Genomic DNA, 23256 nt, shown 5'->3' with positions numbered 1-23256 from the left:
CGTGCGGTTGACCCGGGGATCAACCGTTCGGTTGATTGGCCTGCTCCGGCGCGGATTCGGGGCTGTTCCGTCGGAGGCCGGGGCTACGCTGGGAGGCATGCAGAGGAACGCGCGGGAAACGGTCAGCGGGGCCGCCCTGATCCTGCGCGTGCTCCGGGTGAGCCTGCATGTCGGTTTCGCCGTGCTGCTGCTGGTGGCCGTGGTCCGCGTTGCCGTCTCCGGCGCGGCTTACAGCGAGGGGACGTCCGCCTTCGCCGTCGGCGTGGGCCTGCTGCTGTCCGCGCTCCTCGCGGCCGTGTACCTGGCCGGGACCATCCTCGAAAAACGCCGCTCCGTGGATCCGTCCCGCTTCAATCCGGAGCCCTTTGCCCGTTGGTGGCTTGGCGCCGTGACCCTGCTTTGGCTGCTGCTCCTGTTGGTCAGCTCCGACTTCGCCTGGCTCGCCTTCCCGCTCTTCTTCCTGCAGCTGCATCTGCTCCCCCGGCGCTGGGCGCTGCCGGCTATCGCGGGGAGCACGGCCCTGCTGGTGGGGGCTCTCTGGTTCCACAGCCGCGGGGCCGCCGACGGCGGGATGCAGCTCCCCATGGTCCTGGGCCCCGTGTTCGGGGCCGCCTTCGCCGTGGTCACGGGCCTGGCTTACCGTGCCCTGTACGTGGAGGCCGAAAGCCAGCGCCTGGCCGCCGAGGAACTGCGGCGGACGCGCGCCGAACTGGCCCGGACCCAGCACGACGCCGGTGTGCTGGCCGAGCGCGAACGGCTCGCCCGGGAAATCCACGACACCCTCGCCCAGGGTTTCTCCAGCATCGTCCTGATGGGACGGTCCGCCGAGAAGGCCCTCGACGCCGGCGACTCCGGCACCGTACGGGAACGGCTGCGGATCGTTCAGGACACCGCCTCCGCCAACCTGGCCGAGGCCCGGAACTTCGTTCGCGGACTCAGCTCCCCGGCCTTGGAGGAATCCACGCTCGTGGAGACCCTGCGCCGGCTCTGCGGGAAGACCGAAACCGAGGCAGCGGCCCGGGGAACCGCGCTGCGCTGCCGCTTCGAGCTCGACGGCACCCCCGTGGAGCTCCCCAAACCGTATGAGGCCACCCTGCTCCGTGCGGCGCAGTCCTCGCTCGCAAACGTGTGGGCGCACGCCCACGCGCGCACCGCCGTGGTGACCCTGTCCTTCCTGGACGCGGAGGTCACCATGGATGTGTTCGACGACGGTACCGGCTTCGACGCCGCAGCGCTGGGCGGCTCTGCCTTGGGCGACGGGCCGGGGCCTGCCGCCCGGGGCGATGGAACCGGCATCGGGCTCAAGAGCCTGCGCGAGCGGGTGGCGGCGCTGGACGGCAGCCTGGACATCGAATCCGCGCCCGGCGAAGGGACCGTGGTGGCCATCCGGCTGCCCCTGGAGCAGGCCGAAAGCACCGTCGCAAGCGACGTCACCGAGGAGCCCGCACCGTGAACGACATCCGTGTCCTGCTGGTGGACGACCACCCCGTGGTCCGTGCCGGACTCCGCGCCATGCTGGCCGATTTCGAAGGCATCACCGTGGTGGCCGAAGCCGCCGACGGCGGCGCCGCCCTCGCCGAGCTGGCCAAGCTCCACACCCTGGGCGAGCCCGTGGATGTGGTCCTGATGGACCTGCAGATGGGCGCCGGGATGGACGGCGTCACCGCCACAGGCAAGATCAAAGCCGGCGACGCCGGATCTCCCCCGCCGCCCGTGCTGATCCTCACCACGTACGACACCGACGCCGACATCCTGGCCGCCGTCGAGGCCGGGGCCAGCGGCTACATGCTCAAGGACGCGCCGCCGGAGCAGATCCGCCAGGCTGTGCTCTCCGCCGCCGCAGGCCAGACCGCCCTTGCGCCCGTGGTGGCGGCCCGGCTGATGGGCCGGATCCGCAATCCGGAGCCCGCGCTGAGCACCCGTGAAGTCCAACTGGTGGAGCTCCTGGCCACGGGCATGAGCAACCGGGCCATCGCGCGCCAGCTCTTCATTTCCGAGGCCACGGTCAAGACTCACCTGGTCCACATCTACGCCAAGCTCGGCGTGGACAACCGCACGGCGGCCATCGCCGTGGCCACCCAGCGGCGGATCATCCGCACCCGCTGACGCGCGCCCCGCGAACCCAGCTGACTGGCAATAGTGGTTGTTCTGAGCGTCCAGAACAACCACTATTGCGAGCTAGTTGGGCGGGCAATTTTGGTGAAACGGTTGACCTTTTGCCTTTTCGGAGTGACGATTAGTGCACATTTCACTATGAGTTAGATCACAAAAAGTCACCTCTCGAAAGTGAGTCCCCATGTCCGCACCCTCACAGGGCTTGTCCGGCGCCGTCCGGACGGGCACCACGGGTACCCTCAGCTGTCTTGGCAGAAAGGCCGCGGCCCTCGGCCTCGCCTCCCTCCTGCTGGCCGCAGCCGTTCCCGCCCTGACCTTCCCCGCCGCCGCCAATGCCGCCCCCGGCGACCCGGCAGCCATCAAGACCGTTACCCCGGAAGTACCGGTGGACTCCGCCGGAGTACCCCTCGGCGCCATCACCGGCTTTACCCAGGCAGGCAACGTCGTCGACCTCGCCACGGAAGCCGGCGCCATCCGCGTCACGTTCCTCGATGACGGCAACTTCCGCCTCGAAGCCGACCCCACCGGAACGTTCACGGACCCCGCCAACACCGACCAGGGCGACCCCGCCCGGACGGCCAACATCGTGGTGGGCAAGGACAAGTTCCCCGGCACCACCCCCGCGGTCACTGACGGCGACTGGATCGTCCTGTCCACGGCCAAAGTCAGCCTGCACGTCAACAAGGCCACCACCCAGCTCAAGCTGCTCCGCGCCGACGGCTCCCTGGTCTTCGCCGAATCCGCCCCCATCACCTTCGGCGCCAAGTCGGCCACCCAGCACCTGGCACCCCAGGACGGCGAACAGTTCATCGGCGGCGGAATGCAGAACGGCCGCTCCGTCCACACCGGCGCCCTGATCAACATCGCCCGGAACTTCGACTGGGACGATGACGGCTACCCCAACGCCGTGCCGTACTACATGTCCAACAAGGGCTACGGCGTCCTGCGCGATACCTTCGCCCGCGGCTCCTACGATTTCGGGAACCAGCCCACCTCCACCCACGAGGAAAGGCGCTTCGACGCCTACTACTTCGTGGGCGACTACAAGCAATCCCTGAACTCCTACACCACGCTCACCGGCAAGCCGCTGATGCCGCCGGTCTACGCCCTGGAATACGGCGACGCCGACTGCTACAACCGCTCCAACCCCGGCTACTCCTCCTCCGGCTTCGGGGACCCCGACGGCGCCAAGCAGCGCACGCCGGACGCCATCAAGACGGCCCGGAAGTTCGTCGAGAACGACATGCCCGCCGGCTGGATGCTCGTCAACGACGGCTACGGCTGCGAATACCAGCAGCTCCCCGAAACCGTGGACAGCATCGAGGAAGAGACCGACCTCAAGGTGGGCCTCTGGACCCAGCGCTCGCTGACCAACCAGGAATACGAGGTGGGCGAGGCCGGCGTCCGCATGCGCAAACTGGACGTCGCCTGGGTGGGCCAGGGCTACCGCCAGGCCCTCACCGGCTGCCAGGCAGCCCACGACGGGATCGAGCAGTACTCCACCTCCCGTGGCACCTCCCTCATGGTGGAAGGCTGGGCGGGCGCCCAGCGCTGCGGCATGCAGTGGACCGGCGACCACTCGGGCAACCTCGACGCCGTCCGCTGGCAGGTCTCCGCGCTGACCGGAGCCGGCAACTCCGGCTTCGCCTTCAGCACCGGCGACGTGGACGGCATCTTCGGCGGTTCCGCCGAGTCCTATGTCCGCGACCTCCAGTGGAAGGCCTTCGCCCCGGCTCTCTACTCCATGTCCGGCTGGGCCGCCAAGGACAAGCGCCCGTGGCTCTATGGCGATGAAGCCACCGCGATCAACCGCCAGTACCTGCAGCTGCGCCAGCAGCTCATGCCCTTCATCTACACGCTGGCTCAGGAATCCTCGGCCACCGGCGTCTCGATGATGCGCTCCATGGCCCTCGAGTTCCCGGAGCAGCAGTGGTCCTACGGCGCCGAGGCCAACAACCAGTTCATGTTGGGCTCCGACTTCCTGGTGGCCCCGGTCTTTACCCAGACCGACGTCCGCAACGGCATCTTCCTGCCGGCCGGGCAGCAGTGGGTGGACTACTGGACGGGCAAGCTCTACCAGGGCGGCCAGATCCTCAACGGCTACAACGCCCCGCTGGACAAGCTGCCCGTCTTCGTCCGCGCCGGTGCCGTGGTGCCGCAGGGCATCGTGGCCCGCAACGCGTCCCTGGTGGCCGAGGACTCCCCCATCACCCTCGACATCTACGCCAAGGGCAAGAACACCTTCATGCTCTACGAGGATGACAAGGTCAGCCGCGAATACAAGGACGGCAAGGCCTCCCGCCAGCTGTTCGAGGTTGAGGCCCCGGATTACGGTCCGGGCACCGTGTCGGTGAAGATCAACACCCGCGACGGCGACTATGCCGGCAAGGCTGCGGCCCGACCCTACCAGCTCACGGTCCACGCCGGCGAGGCCCCTCGGGACGTTCAGGTCGGCGGCAACCTCCTGGCCAAGCTCGCCGACAAGGCAGCCTTCGAGGCCGCCACCACCGGCTGGTACTTCGACGGAGCCAACAACGGCACCGTCCACGTCAAGACCGGCCCCATTGCCTCCGACAAGACGGCCACTGTGCTGCTCAAGCAGGCCGGCCCGCTGGGCGGCCGGAGCCAGGAAGGCACCGCCGCCGAACTCCGCGTCACCACGGGGCAGCAGGTCTTCCAGGACCAGGAAGCCACGGTCACCGCTGAATTCGTCAACACCGGCAAGCAGGCCAAGAACAACGTCCGGCTGACCCCGGCACTGCCGGAGGGCTGGACCGTCAAGAGCGCCACCGGCGACTCGGCGGCAAGCGTCGGAGGCGGCCAGTCCATCACGGCCACTTTCGTGGTCTCCCCCGGCGCCGCCTCAAAGGCGGGCGCACAGACCGTGCGGTTCTCGGCGTCGTACGCTGCCGCTGACGGAACGCCGCAGACCGTGGCGGGAGCCAACCAGATCTACGTGGCCTACGGCTCGCTGGCTGCCGCCTACAACAACATCTCGGTCACCACCGTGGCCAACAAGGCCCTGGGCAACTTCGACGGCGGCGGGGCCACGTTCTCCGCTGAGCAGCTCGCCGCGGCGGCCGTTCCGGCCGGCGGGGTCCGCCCCGGCAGCACGGTGACGGTCAACGCCGGAACGCCCAAGCAGGTGGACTTCACCTGGCCGGCCGTGGGCCCGGATGTCCCCAACGCGGTGGCACTTTCCGCCCAGACGATCGCCGTCACGGGCCAGGGAACGCATCTGGCCGTTCTCGGCTCGGCCGCCGTAGGCAACGGCACCAGCCCCACGCTGACCCTGAGCTATAAGGACGGCACCACGGAGAAGCAGTCCATCTTCTTCCCCAACTGGCTGCAGCCCTCGGTGCTGAACGGCGCCGTCGTCGCGGTTTCCGAGCAGGGCCGCAACAACGCCAACGGACCGTCCCCGGAGTACACGCAGTACAAGTACCAGGCCTTCGCCAACACGGTCCGGCTGAACCCCACCAAGGAACTCGCTTCGGTGACCCTGCCCACCGACACGCGGGTGAAGTTCTTCGACTGGAAGGTGACCACGCAGCCCCTGCCCGAGGTGCCGCACGGCGCGGTCTACGCCTCCGAAACCCCGTGGGTCCAGGCCCTCAACGGCTACGGCGTGATCGGCAAGAACGTGGCCAACAAGGACTCGGCCTCGTCCCCGGACAAGCCGCTGGCCATCAACTACACCGACCCCGCCACGGGCCTGCAGCCCGGCTACGCCAAGGGCCTGGGCGTGCACGCTGCCTCCAGGATCACGTACTACCTGGGCGGCAAGTGCAGCAGCTTCACCGCCCAGGTGGGCCTTGAGAGCGGCTTCGGCGGGAACATCATCTTCAAGGTGGATGCCGACGGCGTGAACAAGTACCAGTCGCGCACGTACACGCCCGGCTTCGCCCCCGAGTCCGTGACCGTGGACCTCAGCGGCGTGGCGTACGTGGACGTGATCGTGGACCCGTCCGGCTCCATCAACGGCGCCCACGGCGTATGGGGGGACGCCAAGTTCACCTGCGCGCCGTGACTTAGTACGACGGCGGTGGCCCGCTTTCCCCTCGGGAGGCGGGCTGCCGCCGTCGCTGGCTTTTTGCATGCAGCAGCGGGGCTTCCGTAGGGCTGCCGCTGACGTTGTCAGGGGGAGGGGGCATAATGGCGCGGGTGGGGAAAACCAGGAATATTGTCTTTGGCCTTGTAACTCTGATGATGGCGGGTTCACTGACCGCCTGCGGCGACGGCCGCGCGGGAGCGGAGGATGCGGCGAAGCAGCTCGCATCCTCCCTTGCCGCGCTGGACGTGGGCTCTCTTGCCGTGGACGGCAAGGACGCCGCTGCCGCCAACGAGGAGCTGAGGGCCGCGTTCGCCGGCCTCGGACCCGCCAAACCGGCCGTGCAGCCGGGCGCCCTGACGCTCGACGGCGACAAAGCCACCGTGCCGCTGGACTTCACCTGGACCTTCGGTGCGGCCGAGTGGAAATACACCTCCCAGGCCGAACTGAAGAAGTCCGGCGACAAGTGGGCCGTCCAGTGGAACTCGGGACTTCTCGCGCCGCAGCTCGCGGACGGCGAAAAGCTCACGGTCCGCACCACCGCGGCCTCCCGTGGCCAGATCCTGGGCGCCGGAGACACTCCGATCGTCCAGGACCGCCCCGTGCTGCGCGTGGGCATCGACAAGACCAAGATCCCGGCCGAGCAGGCAGAGCCCTCGGCGAAGGCACTGGCCGCGTTGCTGGGCCTGGACGTTGACAGCTACGTCAAGCAGACGGCCGCCTCCGGGCCCGAGGCCTTCGTGGAGGGCATCGTCCTGCGCGCCTACACGCCCGAGATCTCGGCCGAGAAGATCCAGGCGATCCCGGGCGCCGTGAGCATCACCGACACCATGGCGCTGGCGCCCACCCGCACCTTCGCGCGGGCACTGCTCGGCAGCGTGGGCCAGGCCAGCGCCGAGCAGATCGAAAAATCCAACGGCGCCCTGCGCGCCGGGGACACCACCGGCACCGGCGGCCTGCAGCAGCAGTACGACGCCCTGCTGCGCGGCAAGGACGGCGTGGAGGTGGTCGCCAAGGTCGACAAGCAGCCGGACGGCACCGCGGCGCCGGGCGTGAAGGTCTTCTTCTCCTCTGCGCCCACCCCGGGCACCGCCCTCAAGACCACGCTGGACCTCAGGCTCCAGCAGCTGGCCGAGGACACGCTGGCCGGTGTGGGGCCGGCATCCGCAATCGTGGCGCTGCGTCCCTCCACCGGCGCCGTGCTTGCCGCTGCGTCCGGACCGGGCAGCAACGGCTACAACACCGCCGTCCTGGGCCAGTATGCGCCCGGCTCGATCTTCAAGATGGTGGATTCCCTGGCGATGCTCCGCAAGGGCCAGACCCCGGATTCGAAGGTCGACTGCCCGGCGACCGTCACTGTGGACGGGCGCACTTTCAAGAACGCGGAGGGCTACCCGGCCGGCTCCCTGGGCTCCGTGCCCCTGCGCGACGCCTTTGCGCACTCCTGCAACACGGCCTTCATCAACGCCCGCGACTCCATTGGCCAGGACCAGCTCGAAGCCGCCGCGGAAGCACTCGGCGTGGCCGTCGAGGCACCCAAGCTCGGCATCGACGCGTTCCTGGGATCCGTCCCGGGCACCGCCGAGGGCACCGAACACGCGGCCTCGATGATCGGCCAGGGCAAGGTCCTGTTCTCCCCGCTGACGGCGGCCGTCATGGCCGCCTCGGTGGGCAACGGGGCCCCGGTCTCGCCCCAGCTCGTGCTGAACCCCGACGCCGGTGCCGCCACCGCGGGAGGCGGCACCGCGCCGTCGTCGTCTGCTTCCGCAAGCGCCGCCGCGCCCGCGAAGGCGTCCGGAACGCCCCTCACCAAGGCCGAGGCCGCGTCCATCGCGGACATGATGCGCGCCGTGGTGACCTCCGGGCACGCCGGGTTCCTCGCAGAGGTTCCGGGGGCGCCGGTGGGGGCCAAGACGGGTACGGCCGAGTTCGGCAAGGACACCCCGCCCAAGACGCACGCGTGGATCGTCGCTGTCCACGGCGACCTTGCGGTGGCGGTGTTCGTGGAGGACGGCGGACTCGGCGCGACCACCAGCGGCCCGCTGCTCAAGAGCTTCCTGACGGCGGCCGGCTGAGCGCCCCGGCTCACGCCGGGCCGCAGACGTAAACGCAGAGGCTCCCCACCACGGTGGGGAGCCTCTGCGGTATCCGGACTGATGCGGGTCCGGGCGGAATTACACGGCGAAGCCGTCGGCGATGTCCAGCACCTCGTCCAGGATCGTGAGGCCGGCCTTGAGGTCCTCCACGCTGATGTTGCACGGCGGGACCACGTGGATGCGGTTGAAGTTCGCGAACGGGATGAGGCCGCGGGACTTGCAGGCGGCGATGAGCTGGTTCATCTCCGGGCTGGACGCACCGTACGGGGCCAGCGGCTCGCGGGTTTCGCGGTCCTTGACCAGTTCGATCGCCCAGAAGACGCCCTTGCCGCGCACCTCGCCCACGGACTTGTGCCGTGCGGCGAAGTCCGCCAGGGCCGGGCCGATCACCTCGGCGCCCACACGGGCCGCGTGGTCCACGATGCCTTCCCTTTCCATCGTGTTGATGGTGGCAACGGCAGCCGCGGTGGCCAGCGGGTGGCCCGAGTAGGTGAGGCCGCCGGGGTAGGGCCTGGTGGCGAACGTTGCCGCGATTTCCGGGCTGATGGCCACGCCGCCCAAGGGAACGTAGCCGGAGTTCACGCCCTTGGCGAAGGTCAGTAGGTCCGGGACCACGTCGAAGTGCTCCACGGCGAACCACTTGCCCGTGCGGCCGAAACCGGCCATGACCTCGTCCGCGATGAACATGATGCCGTACTTGGTGCACAGTTCACGCACGCCCTGCATGTAGCCGGCCGGTGGCACGTAGATGCCGGCTGAACCCGGGATGCTCTCCAGCATCAGGGCGGCGATGGTGGAGGCGCCTTCGAACACGATGAGCTGCTCGAGGTGCTCCAGGGCGCGCTGGCTTTCCTCGGCTTCCGTGGTGGAGTGGAAGGCCGTGCGGTACAGGTACGGCGGGAAGAAGTGCACGGTGCCGGTTGAGCCGTTGTCACTGGCCCAGCGACGGGGGTCACCCGTGATGTTGATGGCCAGGTGCGTGCCGCCATGGTACGAACGGTACGCGGACAGGACCTTCTGCCGTCCGGTGTGCAGCCGGGCCATGCGGACGGCGTGCTCGTTGGCGTCGGCGCCGCCGTTGGTGAAGAAGATCTTGTTCAGCTCGCCCGGGGTCCGTTCGGCGATGAGCCGCGCCGCCTCGGAGCGGGCCTCGTTGGCGTAGCTCGGGGCGATGGTGCACAGCTTGGCTGCCTGAGCCGCGATCGCGGCCACCACGGCGGGGTGCTGGTGGCCGATGTTGGTGTTGACCAGCTGCGAGGAGAAGTCGAGGTACCGCGTGCCCTCGCCGTCCCACACGTAGGAACCCTGGGCAGCCGAGATGACCATCGGGTCCAGCAGGTCCTGGGCAGACCAGGAGTGGAAGACGTGCTTGCGGTCCAGTTCGTAGGCGCGCTTCGCGGCGACGGTGTCGACATCGGGATGCGGCTCGGTCCGTTCGGGAAGGAGCCCGCTGTCAAGGGTGGAAGTCATGTCACTGTCTCCTGTTCGAATCGCGCGGCTCAGGCGTTCTGCGGGAAGCCGAGGTTGATGCCGCCGTGGCTCGGGTCCAGCCAGCGGGTGGTGACGGCCTTGCCGCGGGTGAAGAAGCCCACGCCCTCGGCACCGTGCGCGTGGGTGTCGCCGAAGAGCGAGTTCTTCCAGCCGCCGAAGGAGTAGTAGGCCATGGGGACGGGGACGGGGACGTTGATGCCCACCATGCCCACCTCCACCTCGTTCTCGAAGCGGCGGGCCGCTCCGCCGTCGTTGGTGAAAAGCGCGGTGCCGTTGCCGTAAGGGTTGGCACTGAGGGTGGCGAGGGCCTGGTCGTAGCTGTCCACGCGGACCACGGACAGGACCGGGCCGAAGATCTCGTCGCGGTAGATGGACATGTCCGTGGTGACGTTGTCGAACAGGGTGGGGCCGAGGAAGAAGCCGTCACCTTCGGCGTCCGGCGCAACCGAGCGGCCGTCGACGACGAGTGTGGCACCTGCCGCTTCGCCGGCGTCCACGTAGCCCGCCACCTTGTCCCGGTGCTGGGACGTGACCAGCGGACCCATGTCGCAGCCGCGCAGGCCGTCGCCGGTCCGCAGCCCACGGGCGCGTTCGGCGATCTTGGCCACGAGCTCGTCGGCGATGTCGCCCACGGCCAGGAGGGCGGAGATGGCCATGCAGCGCTCGCCGGCGGAACCGAAGCCGGCGTTGATGGCGGCGTCGGCGGCGAGGTCCAGATCCGCGTCGGGCAGCACGATCATGTGGTTCTTGGCGCCGCCCAGGGCCTGGACGCGCTTGCCGTTGGCCGTGGCGGTCTCGTAGACGTACTTGGCGATGGGCGTGGAGCCGACGAAGGAGACGGCCTTGACGTCCGGGTGGGTGAGCAGGGTGTCCACGGCCACCTTGTCGCCCTGGAGGACGTTGAAGACGCCGTCCGGCAAGCCGGCTTCCTTCCACAGCTCGGCCATCCAGTTGGCGGCCGTGGGGACCTTCTCGCTGGGCTTGATGATCACGGTGTTGCCGGCGGCGATGGCGATGGGGAAGAACCACATGGGCACCATGGCCGGGAAGTTGAACGGGCTGATGATGGCCACGGGGCCCAGAGCCTGGCGGATGGAGTGGATGTCCACCTTGGTGGAGGCGTTCTCCGTGTAGCTGCCCTTGATCAGGTGCGGGATGCCGCAGGCGAATTCCACCACTTCCTGGCCGCGGGTGACCTCGCCCAGGGCGTCGTCCAGGACCTTGCCGTGCTCCGAGGTGATGATGGCGGCGAGCTCGTCCTTGCGGGCGTTCAGCAGCTCCCGGAAGGCGAACATGACCTGGACGCGGCGGGCGAGGGAGGTATCGCGCCAGGCCGGGAAGGCGGCCTTGGCGGCGGCGACGGCGGCGTTGCCGTCCTCCGTGCTGGCCAGGGCCACCTGCGCGGTGACCTTGCCCGTGGCGGGGTTGGTGACGGGGGCGGTGCGCCCGCTGGCCGGGACGTAGCTGCCGTTGATCCAGTGCTCGATCGTGTTCACGGTTCTCCTGCGTGGTTCGGAAAGGGGTGGTTGCTGTGTGTTGGCTCCAGTCTGTCCGCCGCGCCACGGCCCCATAAGAGGCATCCTGTAAAGGAATCCGTTCCAGCATTTACACTATGTAAATGCTGCCCACTGTCCGTGCCATCCTTGACCTCGCCGTCCTCCGCGATGCCGCACCGGCCATCCTGGGCGGCGACGGCGCCCTCGACACGCCCGTCCGCTGGGTCCACGTCAGCGAAATCCTGGACCTGACCGGCCTGCTCTCGGGAGGCGAACTGGTCTTGACCACCGGACTGGAGCTGGAAAAGGAACCCGGCGTGGCGGCGTCGTACATCCGCTCGTTGGAGCAGGCCGGCGCGGCGGGCCTCATCGTGGAACTGGTGGGGCAGCGGAACCGCAGCCTCGCGGCCCTGCGCACGGCGGCCCGGACCGCCAAGCTGCCGGTCATCGTGCTCGAACACCGAGTCCGCTTCGTCCAGATCACCGAGACGGTGCACCGGATGATCGTGGCCGAGCAGCTGGAACGGGTGGAGCGCGCCCGGGACGTCCACGAGGCCTTCACCGTGCTCAGCCTCGAGAGCGCCGGCACGCAGCAGGTGGTGGAACAGGCCGCTGCCATGATCGGCGCGCCGGTGGTCCTCGAGGACCTGCAGCACCTGGTGCTCGCCTACTCGGCCCGGAACCTGGCCACCACCGAGCTGCTGGACGACTGGGAGCGGCGCTCGCGGACCACGCCGTCGCCCGCTCAGGCCCACGGGTCCGCAAGGCGCGCCGGCCCCGAAGAATGGTTGCAGTTGCCGGTGGGCGTACGGCGGCAGCTGTGGGGGCGGCTGGTGGTCCCGGTGGCGCTCGACGACGACGAGATGGCCGCCATGGTGCTCGAACGCGCGGCCCAGACCCTGGCCATCAACCGCCTCGCCGAACGGGACAAACGCGAGCTGTCCCAACAGGCGCAGGCCGGCCTGCTCAATGCGCTCCGGCAGCCGCGCGGGCTCAGCGAGGCCGAGGCCCTGGCCCGCGCCGCGTCGCTGGGACTCAAGCGCTCGCCCTACTACGTGCCCGTGGTGTTCCGAACGGCGCTGCCTGCCGGACAGGTTCCCGATTCTCATGGCGGCGCCGGGCTTCCCGCCCGGCTGCCCGCTGCCGCGCAGGGCGATCCGCTGGCCGGGCAGGAGGAAGAGCGCAAGCTGCTCGACCTGCTGGCCAGGGCGATCAAGTCCACGGCCAGCAGCGCCCTGACGGCGAGCATCCAGTCCGGCTCCCTCGGCATGATCCTGGCCCTGCCTGCCCGGCAGCTTGAGGACGCCACCCTGCAGCGGCTGACGGACGCACTGGCCGCGCACGCCGGCGACGCGCCCCCGGTCTGGACCATCGGCGTCGGGCGCTACCGGGCGAGCCTCCTGGAGGCGGCGGCCGGCATCGACGAGGCGGCGCACGTCGCCGAAACCGCGGCCACCCTGCACGAGTCCCGGCGGCCCTTCTACCGGGCCACCGACGTCCGGCTCCGCGGCCTGCTGGCGCTGCTGCGCAACGACCCCCGCGCCCAGCAGTTCGCCGAATCGGAGCTCGCCGGCCTGCTCGAGGCCGAGGCGCAGGGCCGGGAAGGGCTGCTCGAGCTGCTCGGCAAGTACCTCGAATCCGGCGGCAACAAGGCCGCGCTGGCGCGCAATGGCTACCTCAGCCGGCCCACGCTGTACGCGAGGCTGGCGAAGTTGGAGGAGCTGCTGGCCGTGGACCTCGACGACGCCGAATCGCGGACGTCCCTGCACGTCGCCCTTCTGCTGCACCGGCTGCGGGGGCAGTAGGGCTTTCGCCCAGGGTGCATCATGGACGCATGGCCAAGCCCTTCACCCTGACCCAGCTGCGGTACTTCTCGGTGGTTGCCGAGCTTGAGAACATGACGGCCGCTGCGGAGCGCCTGCTCGTGACGCAGTCGGCGCTCTCCGCCTCGCTGGCGCAGTTGGAAGCGAGCCTGTCCACGCAGCTGTTCGTCCGGCTGAAGACGCGCGGGCTGCGGCTGACCCCAAGCGGGCGGCAGTTCGCGCAGGACATCAAGGTCTTCCTGGAGCACGCAGACTCCCTCTATGAGTCGGCCCGCGGCATGGGGACCTCGCTGGTGGGTGAGCTCAAGGTGGGCGTCTTCGCACCCCTCGCGCCCTTCCGGCTGCCCACCATCCTGCAGACCTTCGAGGCGGAGCACCCGGGAGTGGAGGTCTCCTTCCTTGAAGCCGACCTCGCCGAACTCCAGACGGCGTTGCTTGAGGGCCAGTGCGATACCGCACTGATGTACGGGCTGGGGCTCGGCCGCGGCTTCACGTACCAGGTGGTGGAGCGGATCCCGCCGCACGTGCTGGTGCACGCCGAGCACCCGGCGGCCTCGCGCCCCGGGCGGGAGATCGCGCTGAGGGACCTCGACGGCGAACCCGCCGTGGTGCTCGACCTCCCGCACAGCCGGGAGTACTACGAGCAGCTGTACGCCCTGGCGGGCGTGGTGCCCAACGTCCGGCACCGCTTTGCGGGCTACGAGACCGTCCGCTCCTTCGTGGCCAAGGGCCACGGCTACGCCATGCTGAACCAGCGGCTGCACAGCGACGTCACCTACTCCGGCGGCAAGGTGGTGGCCCTGACCCTGACCGACAACTTTCCCCCGATCGAGGTCATGCTGGTGCGCCCGGAAGGGGTCCAGCCCACGCGCAGGGCGCTGGCGTTCGAGGAGACGTGCGCACGCGTCTACGGGGCGGCGGCGGGCTAGGAATACCTTCCCCAAAGGCTGTGGCAGGATTCCGTTCGGATGAATTGTGCGAAACAGGCCTGGGAGTGCGGATGGAGATGCCAATGAACGACGCCGGTGCTGCCGCGGCGCGTGCCGCGGCAGCGTATTATCCCGGGAGCAATCCATCTGCCCACGGCGCAGATCCCCGGGCGGGCCGCGAAACTACGCCGTAACCGCCAGTGCGTCGATCTCCACGAGCATGACCTCATGGGGCAGGTCCACGAAGACTGTGGTGCGGCTCGGCAGGGCACCGCTGGGGACGTTTTCGCGGATGAACTCGCCGTAGACGTCGTTCATGGCGGCGAAGTCGTCGCGGGTGGTGAGGTAGACGCGGAACATCAGCACGTCTTCCACGGAGGATCCGCCGGCCTCGAGGATGGCCTTGACGTTTTCCAGCGTGCGGCGGGTCTGGACGCGGACGTCGCCCTCGCCGATGTACTGGTTGGTGGCGGGGTCCATGGGGCCCTGGCCGGAAACCTGGAACAGGCCACCCTTCTTGATGCCCTGGGAGAATACGTGCGCCGGGGCGGGGGCGTTTTCGGTCAGTACTACGGTCTTTTCACTCATGCTGAGTTCCTTTCGTGGCTGATCCAGCCGAGGTCACGCGAAATGGCCTCGGTGCTGGCTTTGAGGTCGGGCAGCAGCTCAAGCAAGCCTTCATAGCTGAGCATCACTACCGGTACCGAACAAGAGGCTGCGGCAACAACGGCGCCGCTGGCGTCGCGGATGGGGGCCGCGATGCAGTGCACGAACGCTTCGTGCTCGGCGTTGTCGTGCGCCCAGCCCTGCTCCTTGACCTGCTCCAGTTCGGCCAACAGGGCCTCCGGCGAGGTCAGGGTGTTCTCGGTAACTTTCACGTAGTCCAGCCCCGCCGCGATCTTTTCCTGCCGGCTGCGCGGCATGTCGGCGAGGAGGACCTTCGACACAGCGGCCGAGTGCAGCGAAGCTGTCAGGCCGATGCGCGAGTACATGCGGACGGGGTGGTGCGACTCGAACTTGTCGATATACACCACTTCATTCCCTTCGAAGGCGGCGAGGTGCACGGTGTGCCCGGTGCGGCCGTTCAGTTCGGCCAGGTGCGGGTGGGCCACCTTGCGGATGTCCCGCTGCTCCAGCGCGAGGGAAGACAGTTCGAAGAGCTTGGAGCCGAGCATGAACCGCTGGTCCTCGTCGCGCACCACGAAGCGCTTCTCCTCCATGGCGTGCAGGAGCCGCATCACAGTGGTCTTGTGCACGGATGCCTTGGACGCGAGCTCGTCCAGGGTGGCTGGCTTCGCGGCGAGTTCGGCGAGCAGGTCGATGGCCCGCATGAGGCTCTGGCTCAAGGTGTCACGCTCCGGTTCTGGTGTTGAAATGTCCGTCTTCAACATGGATAGCAGCCCAGGCGTCATCCGAAGAATCGAGGATGGCCGAGAGCTGCGCGGCATCGGGCAGCGGGCCGCGGTCGCCGTGGACGGTCAGGGTGCAGGCGGCTGCCACATGGCCCCTGCGGAGGCTCGCCTTCTGGCCCAGCCCGAACAGCATGCCGCTGAGGTAGCCGGCGGCGAACGAGTCACCGGCGCCTACAGGCTCGACGACGGCGACGGACAATGCGGGCACCTCCTCCCGGGTGCCGCTCGAGTCGGCCCCGCCGCGCGCCAGGGCGATAGCGCTGATCGCCTCGTTCTTGATGACCAGCACTTGCGGGTCCGGCATCATCCGGCGGAGTTCGGCTTCGTCGGTGGTGCCGAAGGCGTGCTCGGCCTCGTCTTTTCCAACGAGCACGACGTCGGCCAGGTTCGCCAGGCGCTGCAGGACCCCACGGTCCTGGCCTGCCCACAAGGCTGCCCGCCAGTTGACGTCGAAGCTGATGGTCCGGCCGTTCCGGGGCGCAGTGAGGATGGCCTCGAGGAGTTCGAGGCACGCAGGGGAGAGGGCGGCCGTGATGCCGCTCAGATGGATGAGGGTAGCGCTTTCCAGCAGGGATGCCACCGCAGGGTTGGCCAGTGTGCCGCGTCCCATGGCCGAGGCCGCCGATCCTTGCCGGTAGTACAACACCGAGCTGCCGCCGTCGGGGTCTGCTTCCTGGGCGGGGACCTTCACGTAAAGGCCGGTAGGCAGGGAATCGTCAACCTCGACGGCGGAGACGCCCACCCCGTGTTCGCTGAGCTCATGAAGGATCCGGGTGCCGAAGCCGTCGCGGCCCACGCGGCTGACCCAGTGGGTGTCCAGGCCCATCGCGGCGAGGCCCATGGCGACGTTCGACTCGGCGCCGCCGATCCCGAAGTGGAGCTCGGTGGCGAGGTGGAGGGGGACGGCTTGGACAGGGGTGAGCATGGCCATCGTCTCGCCAACACATACAGCTGAAAGCATGTTCTCCCCACTCACTCTTGCGCTTTTCAGCGGCACTCGGACGCCGCGGTACGGAGCGTTCCGCGGCGGATTGGACGGCTCTGCGGACGTGCCGCGGCCTTGACTCCCAATCCGCCACCATGTTAGACATATCACCAGCAGGTTTGCAACCAGCGTTGCAAATTACGCAACGCAAGCGAAACCTCAGCCAACACAACCCCACACCGCAGCTTCAAAAACGCAGCACCGCGAAGGGAATGAACGCGTGAACACTTCCGAAGCCATTTCGGCAACCGCCGTGGCCGGCCTCGCAGAACGCCGGCTCGACTGGCGGCACAAGGCCGTGCCCGCCACCGCCAACGGGACCACCCACGCGGACTTCGTCGCCGCAAAGCACACCCTGGCCGAGCTCCAGACCCCGCTGCTGACGCTTGACTCCTCTGCGCTCCAAGCCAACGCCGATCGCCTGTCCGAGTGGTGCAAGGAACACGGCGTGCTGTTGGCGCCGCACGGCAAGACCACCATGGCGCCGCAGCTCTGGACCGAGCAGCTCAACCGCGGCGCCTGGGGCATCACGCTCGCCAACTTCGCGCAGCTCCGCGTGGCCCGGGAGTTCGGCGTCCGGAACCTCCAGCTCGCCAACAGCCTCACCGACCCGCACGCGATTCAGTGGGTTGCCGGCGCGCCCGAGGACACCAAGATCCTTTCCTGGATTGACTCCCTGGGAACCGTGGACGTCATCAACCGGACCCTGGCGGGCAGCGATGCTGTGCTGGACGTCCTCGTGGAGCTCGGCGCCCATGGCGGCCGGACCGGTGCCCGCTCTGTTGAGGCCGCGTTGCAGCTTGCCCGCGCCATTGCGGTCTCGCCGAACCTGCGGCTGGTGGGAGTCAGCGGCTACGAAGGCTCGCTGGCGCACACAGCGGACGACGCCGCCCTGGCCGCCGTTCGCGGCTACCTCGCCAAGATGCGGCTGCTCCACGAGCAGCTGCTGGCCGACGGCCTCTACGGCACCGACTCCGTGATCCTCACGGCAGGCGGCAGTGCCTACTTCGACGATGTCGTCACGGTCCTGTCGCCGTGCATCTCCACCAGCACAGCTCCCCGCGTCCAACTCATGATCCGCAGCGGCGCGTACATCATCCACGACGACGGTTTCTACCGCGGCATCTCGCCGTTTTCCCGCGAAGGCGGCCGGCCATTCGCTGCCGCAATGCACGGTTGGGCGCGGGTCGTGTCCCAGACCGAGCCCGGACTGGCCATCCTGGACGCCGGCAAACGGGACCTCCCGTTCGACGAAGGACTGCCGGAGCCGCAGCTCATCGGCCCGGCCCTCGGCGGACCCATGGAACCACTGCTTGGAGCCGAAATCACCTCGGTCAATGACCAGCACAGCTTCATGACATTCGACGCCGGCACCACCACGGTGCGCCCCGGCGATGTTGTCCGGCTGGGCCTGTCCCACCCGTGCACCGCCTTCGACAAATGGACCGTCATCCCGGTGCTTGCGGACAGCAACACCGATGGCGACCAGACCGTCGTCGACCTCATCCACACCTTTTTCTAGGACCTTCGAGGACACGCGCCATGAAGACACTCATCAGCAACGCCACCCTTGTGGACGGAACCGGGGCGGACCGCCGCCCCGCGGACGTCCTGCTGGACGGCACGGTGATTGCCGCCGTCGCCGACGCCGGAACCCTCACCGCCACCGGAACAGGCGCCGGCCGTACGATCGACGCCGCAGGCCTGGTCCTGAGCCCCGGCTTCATCGACATGCACGCCCATTCCGACCTTCAGCTGCTCATTAACAGGGACCACTACGCCAAGCTCAGCCAGGGCGTCACCACGGAACTGCTGGGCCAGGACGGACTGTCCTACGCGCCCGTGGATGACGCCACGCTGGCAGGAGTCCGCGAGAAGATCGCCGGCTGGAACGACAACCCCGCGGACCTCGACTGGGACTGGCGGACCGTAGGCGAATACCTCGACCGCCTGGACCGCGAGGACCACGGCGGCCGGATCGCCACCAACGCCGCCTACCTGGTGCCCCAGGGAACCGTCCGGGCCATGGTGATGGGCTTCGCCGAAGGCGACCCCACGCCCGAACAGCAGCAGCAAATGCAGGACGCCATCCGCACCGCCATGGAGGAAGGCGCCGTGGGAATGTCCTCCGGACTCACCTACACGCCCGGGATGTACGCCCGCACCGAGGAACTCGCCGGACTCTGCCGGACCGTGGGGGAAATGGGCGGCTTCTATGCACCGCACCACCGCTCCTACGGCAAGGGAGCGCTGGGCGCCTATGCCGAGATGATCGGGCTGAGCCGGGACACCGGCTGCGCCCTGCACCTGTCCCACGCCACCATGAACTTCGCCGAGAACAAGGGCCGCGCCGGGGAATTGCTGGAGCTGATCGACGCAGCCCTGGACGACGGCGTGGACATCACCCTGGACACGTACCCCTACCTGCCCGGCGCCACCACGCTCTCCGCGATCCTCCCCAGCTGGGCGTCGTCGGGCGGCACCCAGGCCACCTTGGACCGCCTGTCCGATCCGGACACCCTGGCGAAGATCCGCGAAAGCGTGGAGATCTACGGCTCCGACGGCTGCCACGGCGTGGTGGCCGAGTGGGACACCCTGGAAATCAGCGGCGTCCAGAACTCGGCGCTCGCAGGCTACGTGGGCAAGACCATCAAGGACATCGCGGCGGAAGCCAACAGCGAGCCGTTCGACGTCTTCGCGCAGATCCTCCGGGACGACCGCCTCGGCACCGGCATCCTGCAGCACGTTGGCCACGAGGAAAATGTGCAGGCCATCATGAAGCACCGCACGCACACCGGGGGCAGCGACGGTCTCCTTGTCGGCGCCAAGCCACACCCCCGCGCCTGGGGCACGTTCCCGCGGTATCTCGGCCACTACTCCCGCGACCTCGGACTCTTGAGCCTCGAGGAAACGGTCCATCACCTGACTGGCCGTCCGGCCGCACGACTCAAGCTCCACAAGAGGGGACTGGTCCGCGAAGGCTACGCGGCCGACGTCGTGCTCTTCGATCCGGAAACCGTCCGCGACGAAGCCACCTTTGAAAATCCGCGCCAGGCCGCCATTGGCATCCGCTACGTCTTCGTCAACGGCACGGCAGCCATCGACGGCGGCCAGCCCACTGGCGCCCGTGCCGGCCGCGCTCTGCGTCGCAGCAGCGACGGACTCACCCGAGAAGGACAACAATGACCCCTGAGGAATTCGTCCAGCAGCTCGAAGCCGACCGCACGCTCGCCGTGGTCCGCGCCGCATCCATCCCGGACGCCGCGGATCTCTGCCGGGCGCTGGCCGACGGCGGCATCCGCACGGTGGAGCTGACCTTCACCACGCCGGATGTGCTCCGGCACGTCCAGCGTGCCGCGGAGACCGCCGCGGAGCATGGCGTCGCCGTCGGGATCGGCACGGTCATGACCGCAGACCAGGCCCGGGCAGCCCTGGACGCCGGCGCCCGGTTCCTGGTGACTCCGGGACTCCGCCCGGAGGTGGCTGCCGTAGCCGCGGCCGCCGGAATCCCGTTCAGCCTCGGCGCCATGACACCCACAGAGGTGGCGCAGGCCCTCGACCTGGGTTCTTCGGTGGTCAAGATCTTCCCGGCCCGGCAGCTCGGTCCGGCCTACCTCAAGGATCTCCAGGGTCCGTATCCGGGAATCCGTCTCCTCCCCTCCGGTGGCATCGATGCCACCAACGCAATGAGCTACCTCGACGCCGGAGCCACGGCCGTCTGCTGCGGAACCAGCGTTGTTCCCCCGGCAGCAGTGGCAGCCGGCCACTGGGCCGACATTTCGGCCAGGGCCGCCGCCTTCACCGGCGCCCTCAAGTAGGACTTACCGAGAAAGAAACGTCCATGAATGAATTCCTTGAATGGCTGCGGCACGACACCGCAGGCCTGCTCCTCCTGGCGGGAGCCGGCATCGCCCTCCTGCTGTTCCTGATCATCAAGGTCAAGCTCGAACCCTTCATCGCCCTGGTGGGCACCGGTGTGATCGTGGCCCTGGTGGGCGGGATATCGGTGGAGGCGCTGGTCGGCTCAGCCACCAAGAGCAGCGACGCCCTCATTGAGAAGGGCTTCGCCGGCATCCTTGGCCACATCACGGTCATCATCGGCCTCGGCACCGTGCTCGGCGCCATCCTTGAGCGATCCGGCGGTGCGGAGGTGCTGCTGGGCAGGCTCGTAAAGATCTTCGGCGAGAAGGGCACGCCGCTCGCCATGGGCATCACCGGCTTCGTGCTCGGTATCCCCGTCTTCTTCGACATCGGCATCTTCGTGCTGGCGCCGCTGGTCTACGTGGCGGCCATCCGCGGCGGCAAGTCGCTCGCGCTTTACGCCCTGCCGTTGCTCGCAGGCCTCTCCGTGACGCACGCGTTCCTGCCGCCCCACCCCGGACCCGTTGCGGCCGCCGGCCTGTTCCACGTGGACCTTGGCTGGATCATCCTCATGGGCCTCATCTGCGGTATCCCGGCCTGGTTCGCCTCCGGCATCTTGTGGGGCACCTGGATCGGCAAGCGCGTCATGATCACTGTTCCCGAGGACCGGATCGTCCCCGAAGCCGAGGAGGCCAAGGGCCACGAGCCGTCCATCGGGCTGGTGCTGTTGGCCATCGGCCTGCCCATGATCCTCATCTTGGGTGGCACCTTCGGCAACATCTTCGCTCCTGCCGGCCCCTTCCGTGACACGCTTCAGTTCTTCGGCAACCCGGCCATCGCGCTGACCGTGGCCGTGCTGCTTGCCATGTGGCTCCTGGGCATCCGACGCGGCATGACCTCCGCCGAACTCAGCGAAATCACGGGCTCCTCGCTGCGTCCGGTGGGCATGATCCTGCTGGTTGTTGGTGCCGGTGCGTTCTTTGGCGCGGTCCTTTCCGCCACCGGTGTTGGCAAGGCCGTAGCGGATTCGCTGTCGCAGGCGGGCCTGCCGATCATCCTTTCGGCCTTCGTGATCAGTGCGGGCATGCGCATCGCCCAGGGCTCGGCCACGGTTGCCATCGTGACCACGGGCGGCATCCTGGCGCCGAGCCTGGCCTCGGGCTACTCCCAGCCCCAGCTGGCCCTGATCGCGATCGCAATCTCCTCGGGTTCGATCATTGCCAGCCATGTAAACGACGGCGGCTTCTGGATCATCTCCAAATACTTCAACATGTCCGTCAAGGACACGCTGAAGACGTGGACTGTCCTGGAGACGGTGCTGTCCGTGGTGGGCTTCGGGATGGCGGCGTTGATCTACCAGTTCGTCTAGGCGTCCATTGGCCGGCGGCGGTGCCGGCATCTCCATAAGCAAAATCTATTGATCAAGCAAAAACAATCAATTGGACAGATGTGAAGCCAGTCACACACAGTTGATCTTGTCGGGCGGATTGGGGGCCCGCCGGCAGGAATTCGAACTCCTGCCGGCAGCCCGAAACCCGGAACACCATGCTGATCAATAGGAGATTCGATGAATCTGAATCGCGCCGGATGTGCCCGCACCGCCAAAGGAGCGTGGCTGTAATGACCATTAACGACACCAAGACCCAGCCGGTCCCTGGAGCCGTGGAGGCACAGACGACCCCCGGCCTGACCGGATCCGCACAGGCCCCCAAGATCACCAAAATGCAGCGGCGCGTCCTGTTGGGCGGCAGCGTCGGCCAGTTCATCGAGTTCTACGACTTCACGCTTTACGGCCTCACCGCCGTCATCTTCTCCCAGCTGTTCTTCCCCGGCAGCAACCCGCTGGCCGCCATGCTGGCCACCTTCGCCACCTTCGGCGTCGCGTTCGTGGTGCGGCCGCTGGGCGGCCTGTTCTTCGGCGCCCTCGGCGACAGGATCGGCCGACGCCGGGTCCTCACCATCACGCTCATCGCCATCGGCGGTGCCACCGCGCTCATGGGCCTGCTGCCCGGCTACGCGCAGATCGGCGCCTGGGCGCCGGCCCTGCTGGTCCTCTGCCGGCTCGTCCAGGGGTTCTCCGCCGGCGGCGAGTCCGTCGGCGCACCGTCGTTCGTCTTTGAACACGCCCCCGTCAGCAAGCGCGGCTTCTGGCTCAACATCACCATCGCGGCCACGGCCCTGCCCTCGGTGGTGGCCGGCACCATGATCCTGATCCTGAGCCAGTCCATGCCCAACGAGGCCTTCATCGCCTGGGGCTGGCGCCTGCCGTTCCTCCTGGCCCTCCCGCTGGCCCTCTTCGGGGTCTGGATCCGCAGCCGCACCGAGGAAAGCGCCGCCTTCAAGGACGCCAAGGCCAGCCAGGCCAAGGAATTCAGCCCCATCCGCGAGGCCTTCCGCGAGAACAAGCTCCGCATGCTCCAGGTCATCTTCGTCATGGGCCTCACCGCCATGGGCTTCTATTTCCTCTCGGCCTATTTCGTCTCCTACGTGCAGACCACGGGCCACCTCAGCCGCGAACAGTCGCTCCTCATCAACGCCGGCGCCCTGGCCCTGTACGCAGTGCTCCTGCCGATCGGCGGCCGCCTGGGCGACCGCTTCGGCCGCAAGCCCATGCTGATCGCCGGCTCCGCCGCCATCGCCATCTTGTCCGTGCCCAGCTTCATGCTGGTGACCAGCGGCAGCCTGCCCCTCGCCCTGCTGGGCCAGGCGATCTTCGTGGTGGCCCTGTGCATCTACGGCGGCGGCTGCTACACCTTCTTCGTCGAAATCTTCACCACCAAGACACGCTTCACCTCGGCCGCCGTCAGCTACAACGGCGCCTACGCGATCTTCGGCGGCACCGCCCCGTTCATCGGCACCGCCCTTGTGGGGGCCAGCGGCGTGCCGCACGCCCCGGGCGTCTACATGGCGGCCGCTGCCGCCGTCGTACTTCTCCTGGTGCTCTTCACCAGGGTGCCCGAGACCCGCGGACGCATGGGCTAAGGCCCGCTCCCCACT

Annotated in this window: 16 protein-coding genes; 11 read left to right on the top strand and 5 right to left on the bottom strand. The window is 68.3% G+C overall.

Annotation, left to right across the window (positions count from 1 at the left end; genetic code table 11):
• Window positions 1-97 precede the first annotated feature (97 nt).
• From NVV90_RS20835 to NVV90_RS20820, 4 genes are all read left to right on the top strand, one after another.
• Window positions 98-1453: a sensor histidine kinase gene (locus tag NVV90_RS20835; protein WP_258439140.1), complete on the top strand. Its 1356-nt coding sequence runs from the start codon at window positions 98-100 to the stop codon at window positions 1451-1453.
• Window positions 1450-2106, top strand: coding sequence for a response regulator transcription factor (locus NVV90_RS20830; RefSeq protein WP_309304081.1), 657 nt, complete (start codon window positions 1450-1452; stop codon window positions 2104-2106). The genes NVV90_RS20835 and NVV90_RS20830 overlap by 4 nt, the downstream gene beginning before the upstream one ends.
• Window positions 2107-2296: 190 nt before the next feature.
• Window positions 2297-6145, top strand: coding sequence for an NPCBM/NEW2 domain-containing protein (locus NVV90_RS20825; RefSeq protein ID WP_258439139.1), 3849 nt, complete (start codon window positions 2297-2299; stop codon window positions 6143-6145).
• Between the two features lie 125 nt (window positions 6146-6270).
• Window positions 6271-8241 carry a penicillin-binding transpeptidase domain-containing protein gene (locus tag NVV90_RS20820; RefSeq protein WP_396125328.1) on the top strand — a complete coding sequence of 657 codons (1971 nt, stop codon included), beginning with the start codon at window positions 6271-6273 and terminating at the stop codon, window positions 8239-8241.
• Window positions 8242-8340: 99 nt separating this feature from the next.
• On the opposite strand, the gene NVV90_RS20815 is transcribed toward NVV90_RS20820, so the two are convergent.
• Complete coding sequence (locus tag NVV90_RS20815) at window positions 8341-9732, bottom strand: aspartate aminotransferase family protein (protein WP_258439137.1); 1392 nt, start codon at window positions 9730-9732, stop codon at window positions 8341-8343.
• Window positions 9733-9761: 29 nt separating this feature from the next.
• A complete protein-coding gene (locus NVV90_RS20810) occupies window positions 9762-11249 on the bottom strand; it encodes a CoA-acylating methylmalonate-semialdehyde dehydrogenase (RefSeq protein WP_258439136.1) in 1488 nt (495 codons plus the stop codon).
• A gap of 122 nt (window positions 11250-11371) precedes the next feature.
• Between NVV90_RS20810 and NVV90_RS20805 the strand changes: the two genes are divergently transcribed.
• Both NVV90_RS20805 and NVV90_RS20800 read left to right on the top strand, forming a co-directional pair.
• Window positions 11372-13054, top strand: a complete 1683-nt coding sequence (locus NVV90_RS20805) for a PucR family transcriptional regulator ligand-binding domain-containing protein (RefSeq protein ID WP_258439135.1) — start codon at window positions 11372-11374, stop codon at window positions 13052-13054.
• 29 nt (window positions 13055-13083) lie between these two features.
• Window positions 13084-14001 carry a LysR family transcriptional regulator gene (locus tag NVV90_RS20800; RefSeq protein ID WP_258439134.1) on the top strand — a complete coding sequence of 306 codons (918 nt, stop codon included), beginning with the start codon at window positions 13084-13086 and terminating at the stop codon, window positions 13999-14001.
• Window positions 14002-14184: 183 nt separating this feature from the next.
• Here NVV90_RS20800 and NVV90_RS20795 read toward each other — a convergent pair whose 3' ends face one another.
• From NVV90_RS20795 to NVV90_RS20785, 3 genes are read right to left on the bottom strand one after another with little or no spacing between them, the layout of a single operon-like run.
• Window positions 14185-14589 carry a RidA family protein gene (locus NVV90_RS20795; RefSeq protein WP_258439133.1) on the bottom strand — a complete coding sequence of 135 codons (405 nt, stop codon included), beginning with the start codon at window positions 14587-14589 and terminating at the stop codon, window positions 14185-14187.
• A complete protein-coding gene (locus tag NVV90_RS20790; protein ID WP_309304080.1) occupies window positions 14586-15392 on the bottom strand; it encodes an IclR family transcriptional regulator in 807 nt (268 codons plus the stop codon). The genes NVV90_RS20795 and NVV90_RS20790 overlap by 4 nt, the downstream gene beginning before the upstream one ends.
• Window positions 15352-16338, bottom strand: coding sequence for a sugar kinase (locus NVV90_RS20785; RefSeq protein WP_258439131.1), 987 nt, complete (start codon window positions 16336-16338; stop codon window positions 15352-15354). Before NVV90_RS20785 ends, NVV90_RS20790 begins: the two co-directional genes overlap by 41 nt.
• Window positions 16339-16618: 280 nt before the next feature.
• Between NVV90_RS20785 and NVV90_RS20780 the strand changes: the two genes are divergently transcribed.
• The 5 genes from NVV90_RS20780 to NVV90_RS20760 all read left to right on the top strand — a co-directional run bounded on the left by NVV90_RS20780 (window position 16619) and on the right by NVV90_RS20760 (window position 23241).
• Window positions 16619-17920: an alanine racemase gene (locus tag NVV90_RS20780; protein ID WP_258439130.1), complete on the top strand. Its 1302-nt coding sequence runs from the start codon at window positions 16619-16621 to the stop codon at window positions 17918-17920.
• A 20-nt stretch (window positions 17921-17940) separates the two neighbouring features.
• Window positions 17941-19584 carry an amidohydrolase family protein gene (locus NVV90_RS20775; RefSeq protein WP_258439128.1) on the top strand — a complete coding sequence of 548 codons (1644 nt, stop codon included), beginning with the start codon at window positions 17941-17943 and terminating at the stop codon, window positions 19582-19584.
• Window positions 19581-20216 carry a bifunctional 4-hydroxy-2-oxoglutarate aldolase/2-dehydro-3-deoxy-phosphogluconate aldolase gene (locus NVV90_RS20770; protein ID WP_258439127.1) on the top strand — a complete coding sequence of 212 codons (636 nt, stop codon included), beginning with the start codon at window positions 19581-19583 and terminating at the stop codon, window positions 20214-20216. Before NVV90_RS20775 ends, NVV90_RS20770 begins: the two co-directional genes overlap by 4 nt.
• Before the next feature lie 23 nt (window positions 20217-20239).
• Entirely contained in the window at window positions 20240-21628 is a 1389-nt protein-coding gene (locus NVV90_RS20765) for a GntP family permease (RefSeq protein WP_258439126.1), read from the top strand.
• 251 nt (window positions 21629-21879) lie between these two features.
• Window positions 21880-23241, top strand: coding sequence for an MFS transporter (locus tag NVV90_RS20760; RefSeq protein WP_258439125.1), 1362 nt, complete (start codon window positions 21880-21882; stop codon window positions 23239-23241).
• Window positions 23242-23256: the final 15 nt, after the last annotated feature.

The sequence above is a fragment of the Arthrobacter sp. CJ23 genome, assembly GCF_024741795.1.
GTDB lineage: Bacteria > Actinomycetota > Actinomycetes > Actinomycetales > Micrococcaceae > Arthrobacter.
This window is presented reverse-complemented; position numbering and strand designations above follow the sequence as displayed.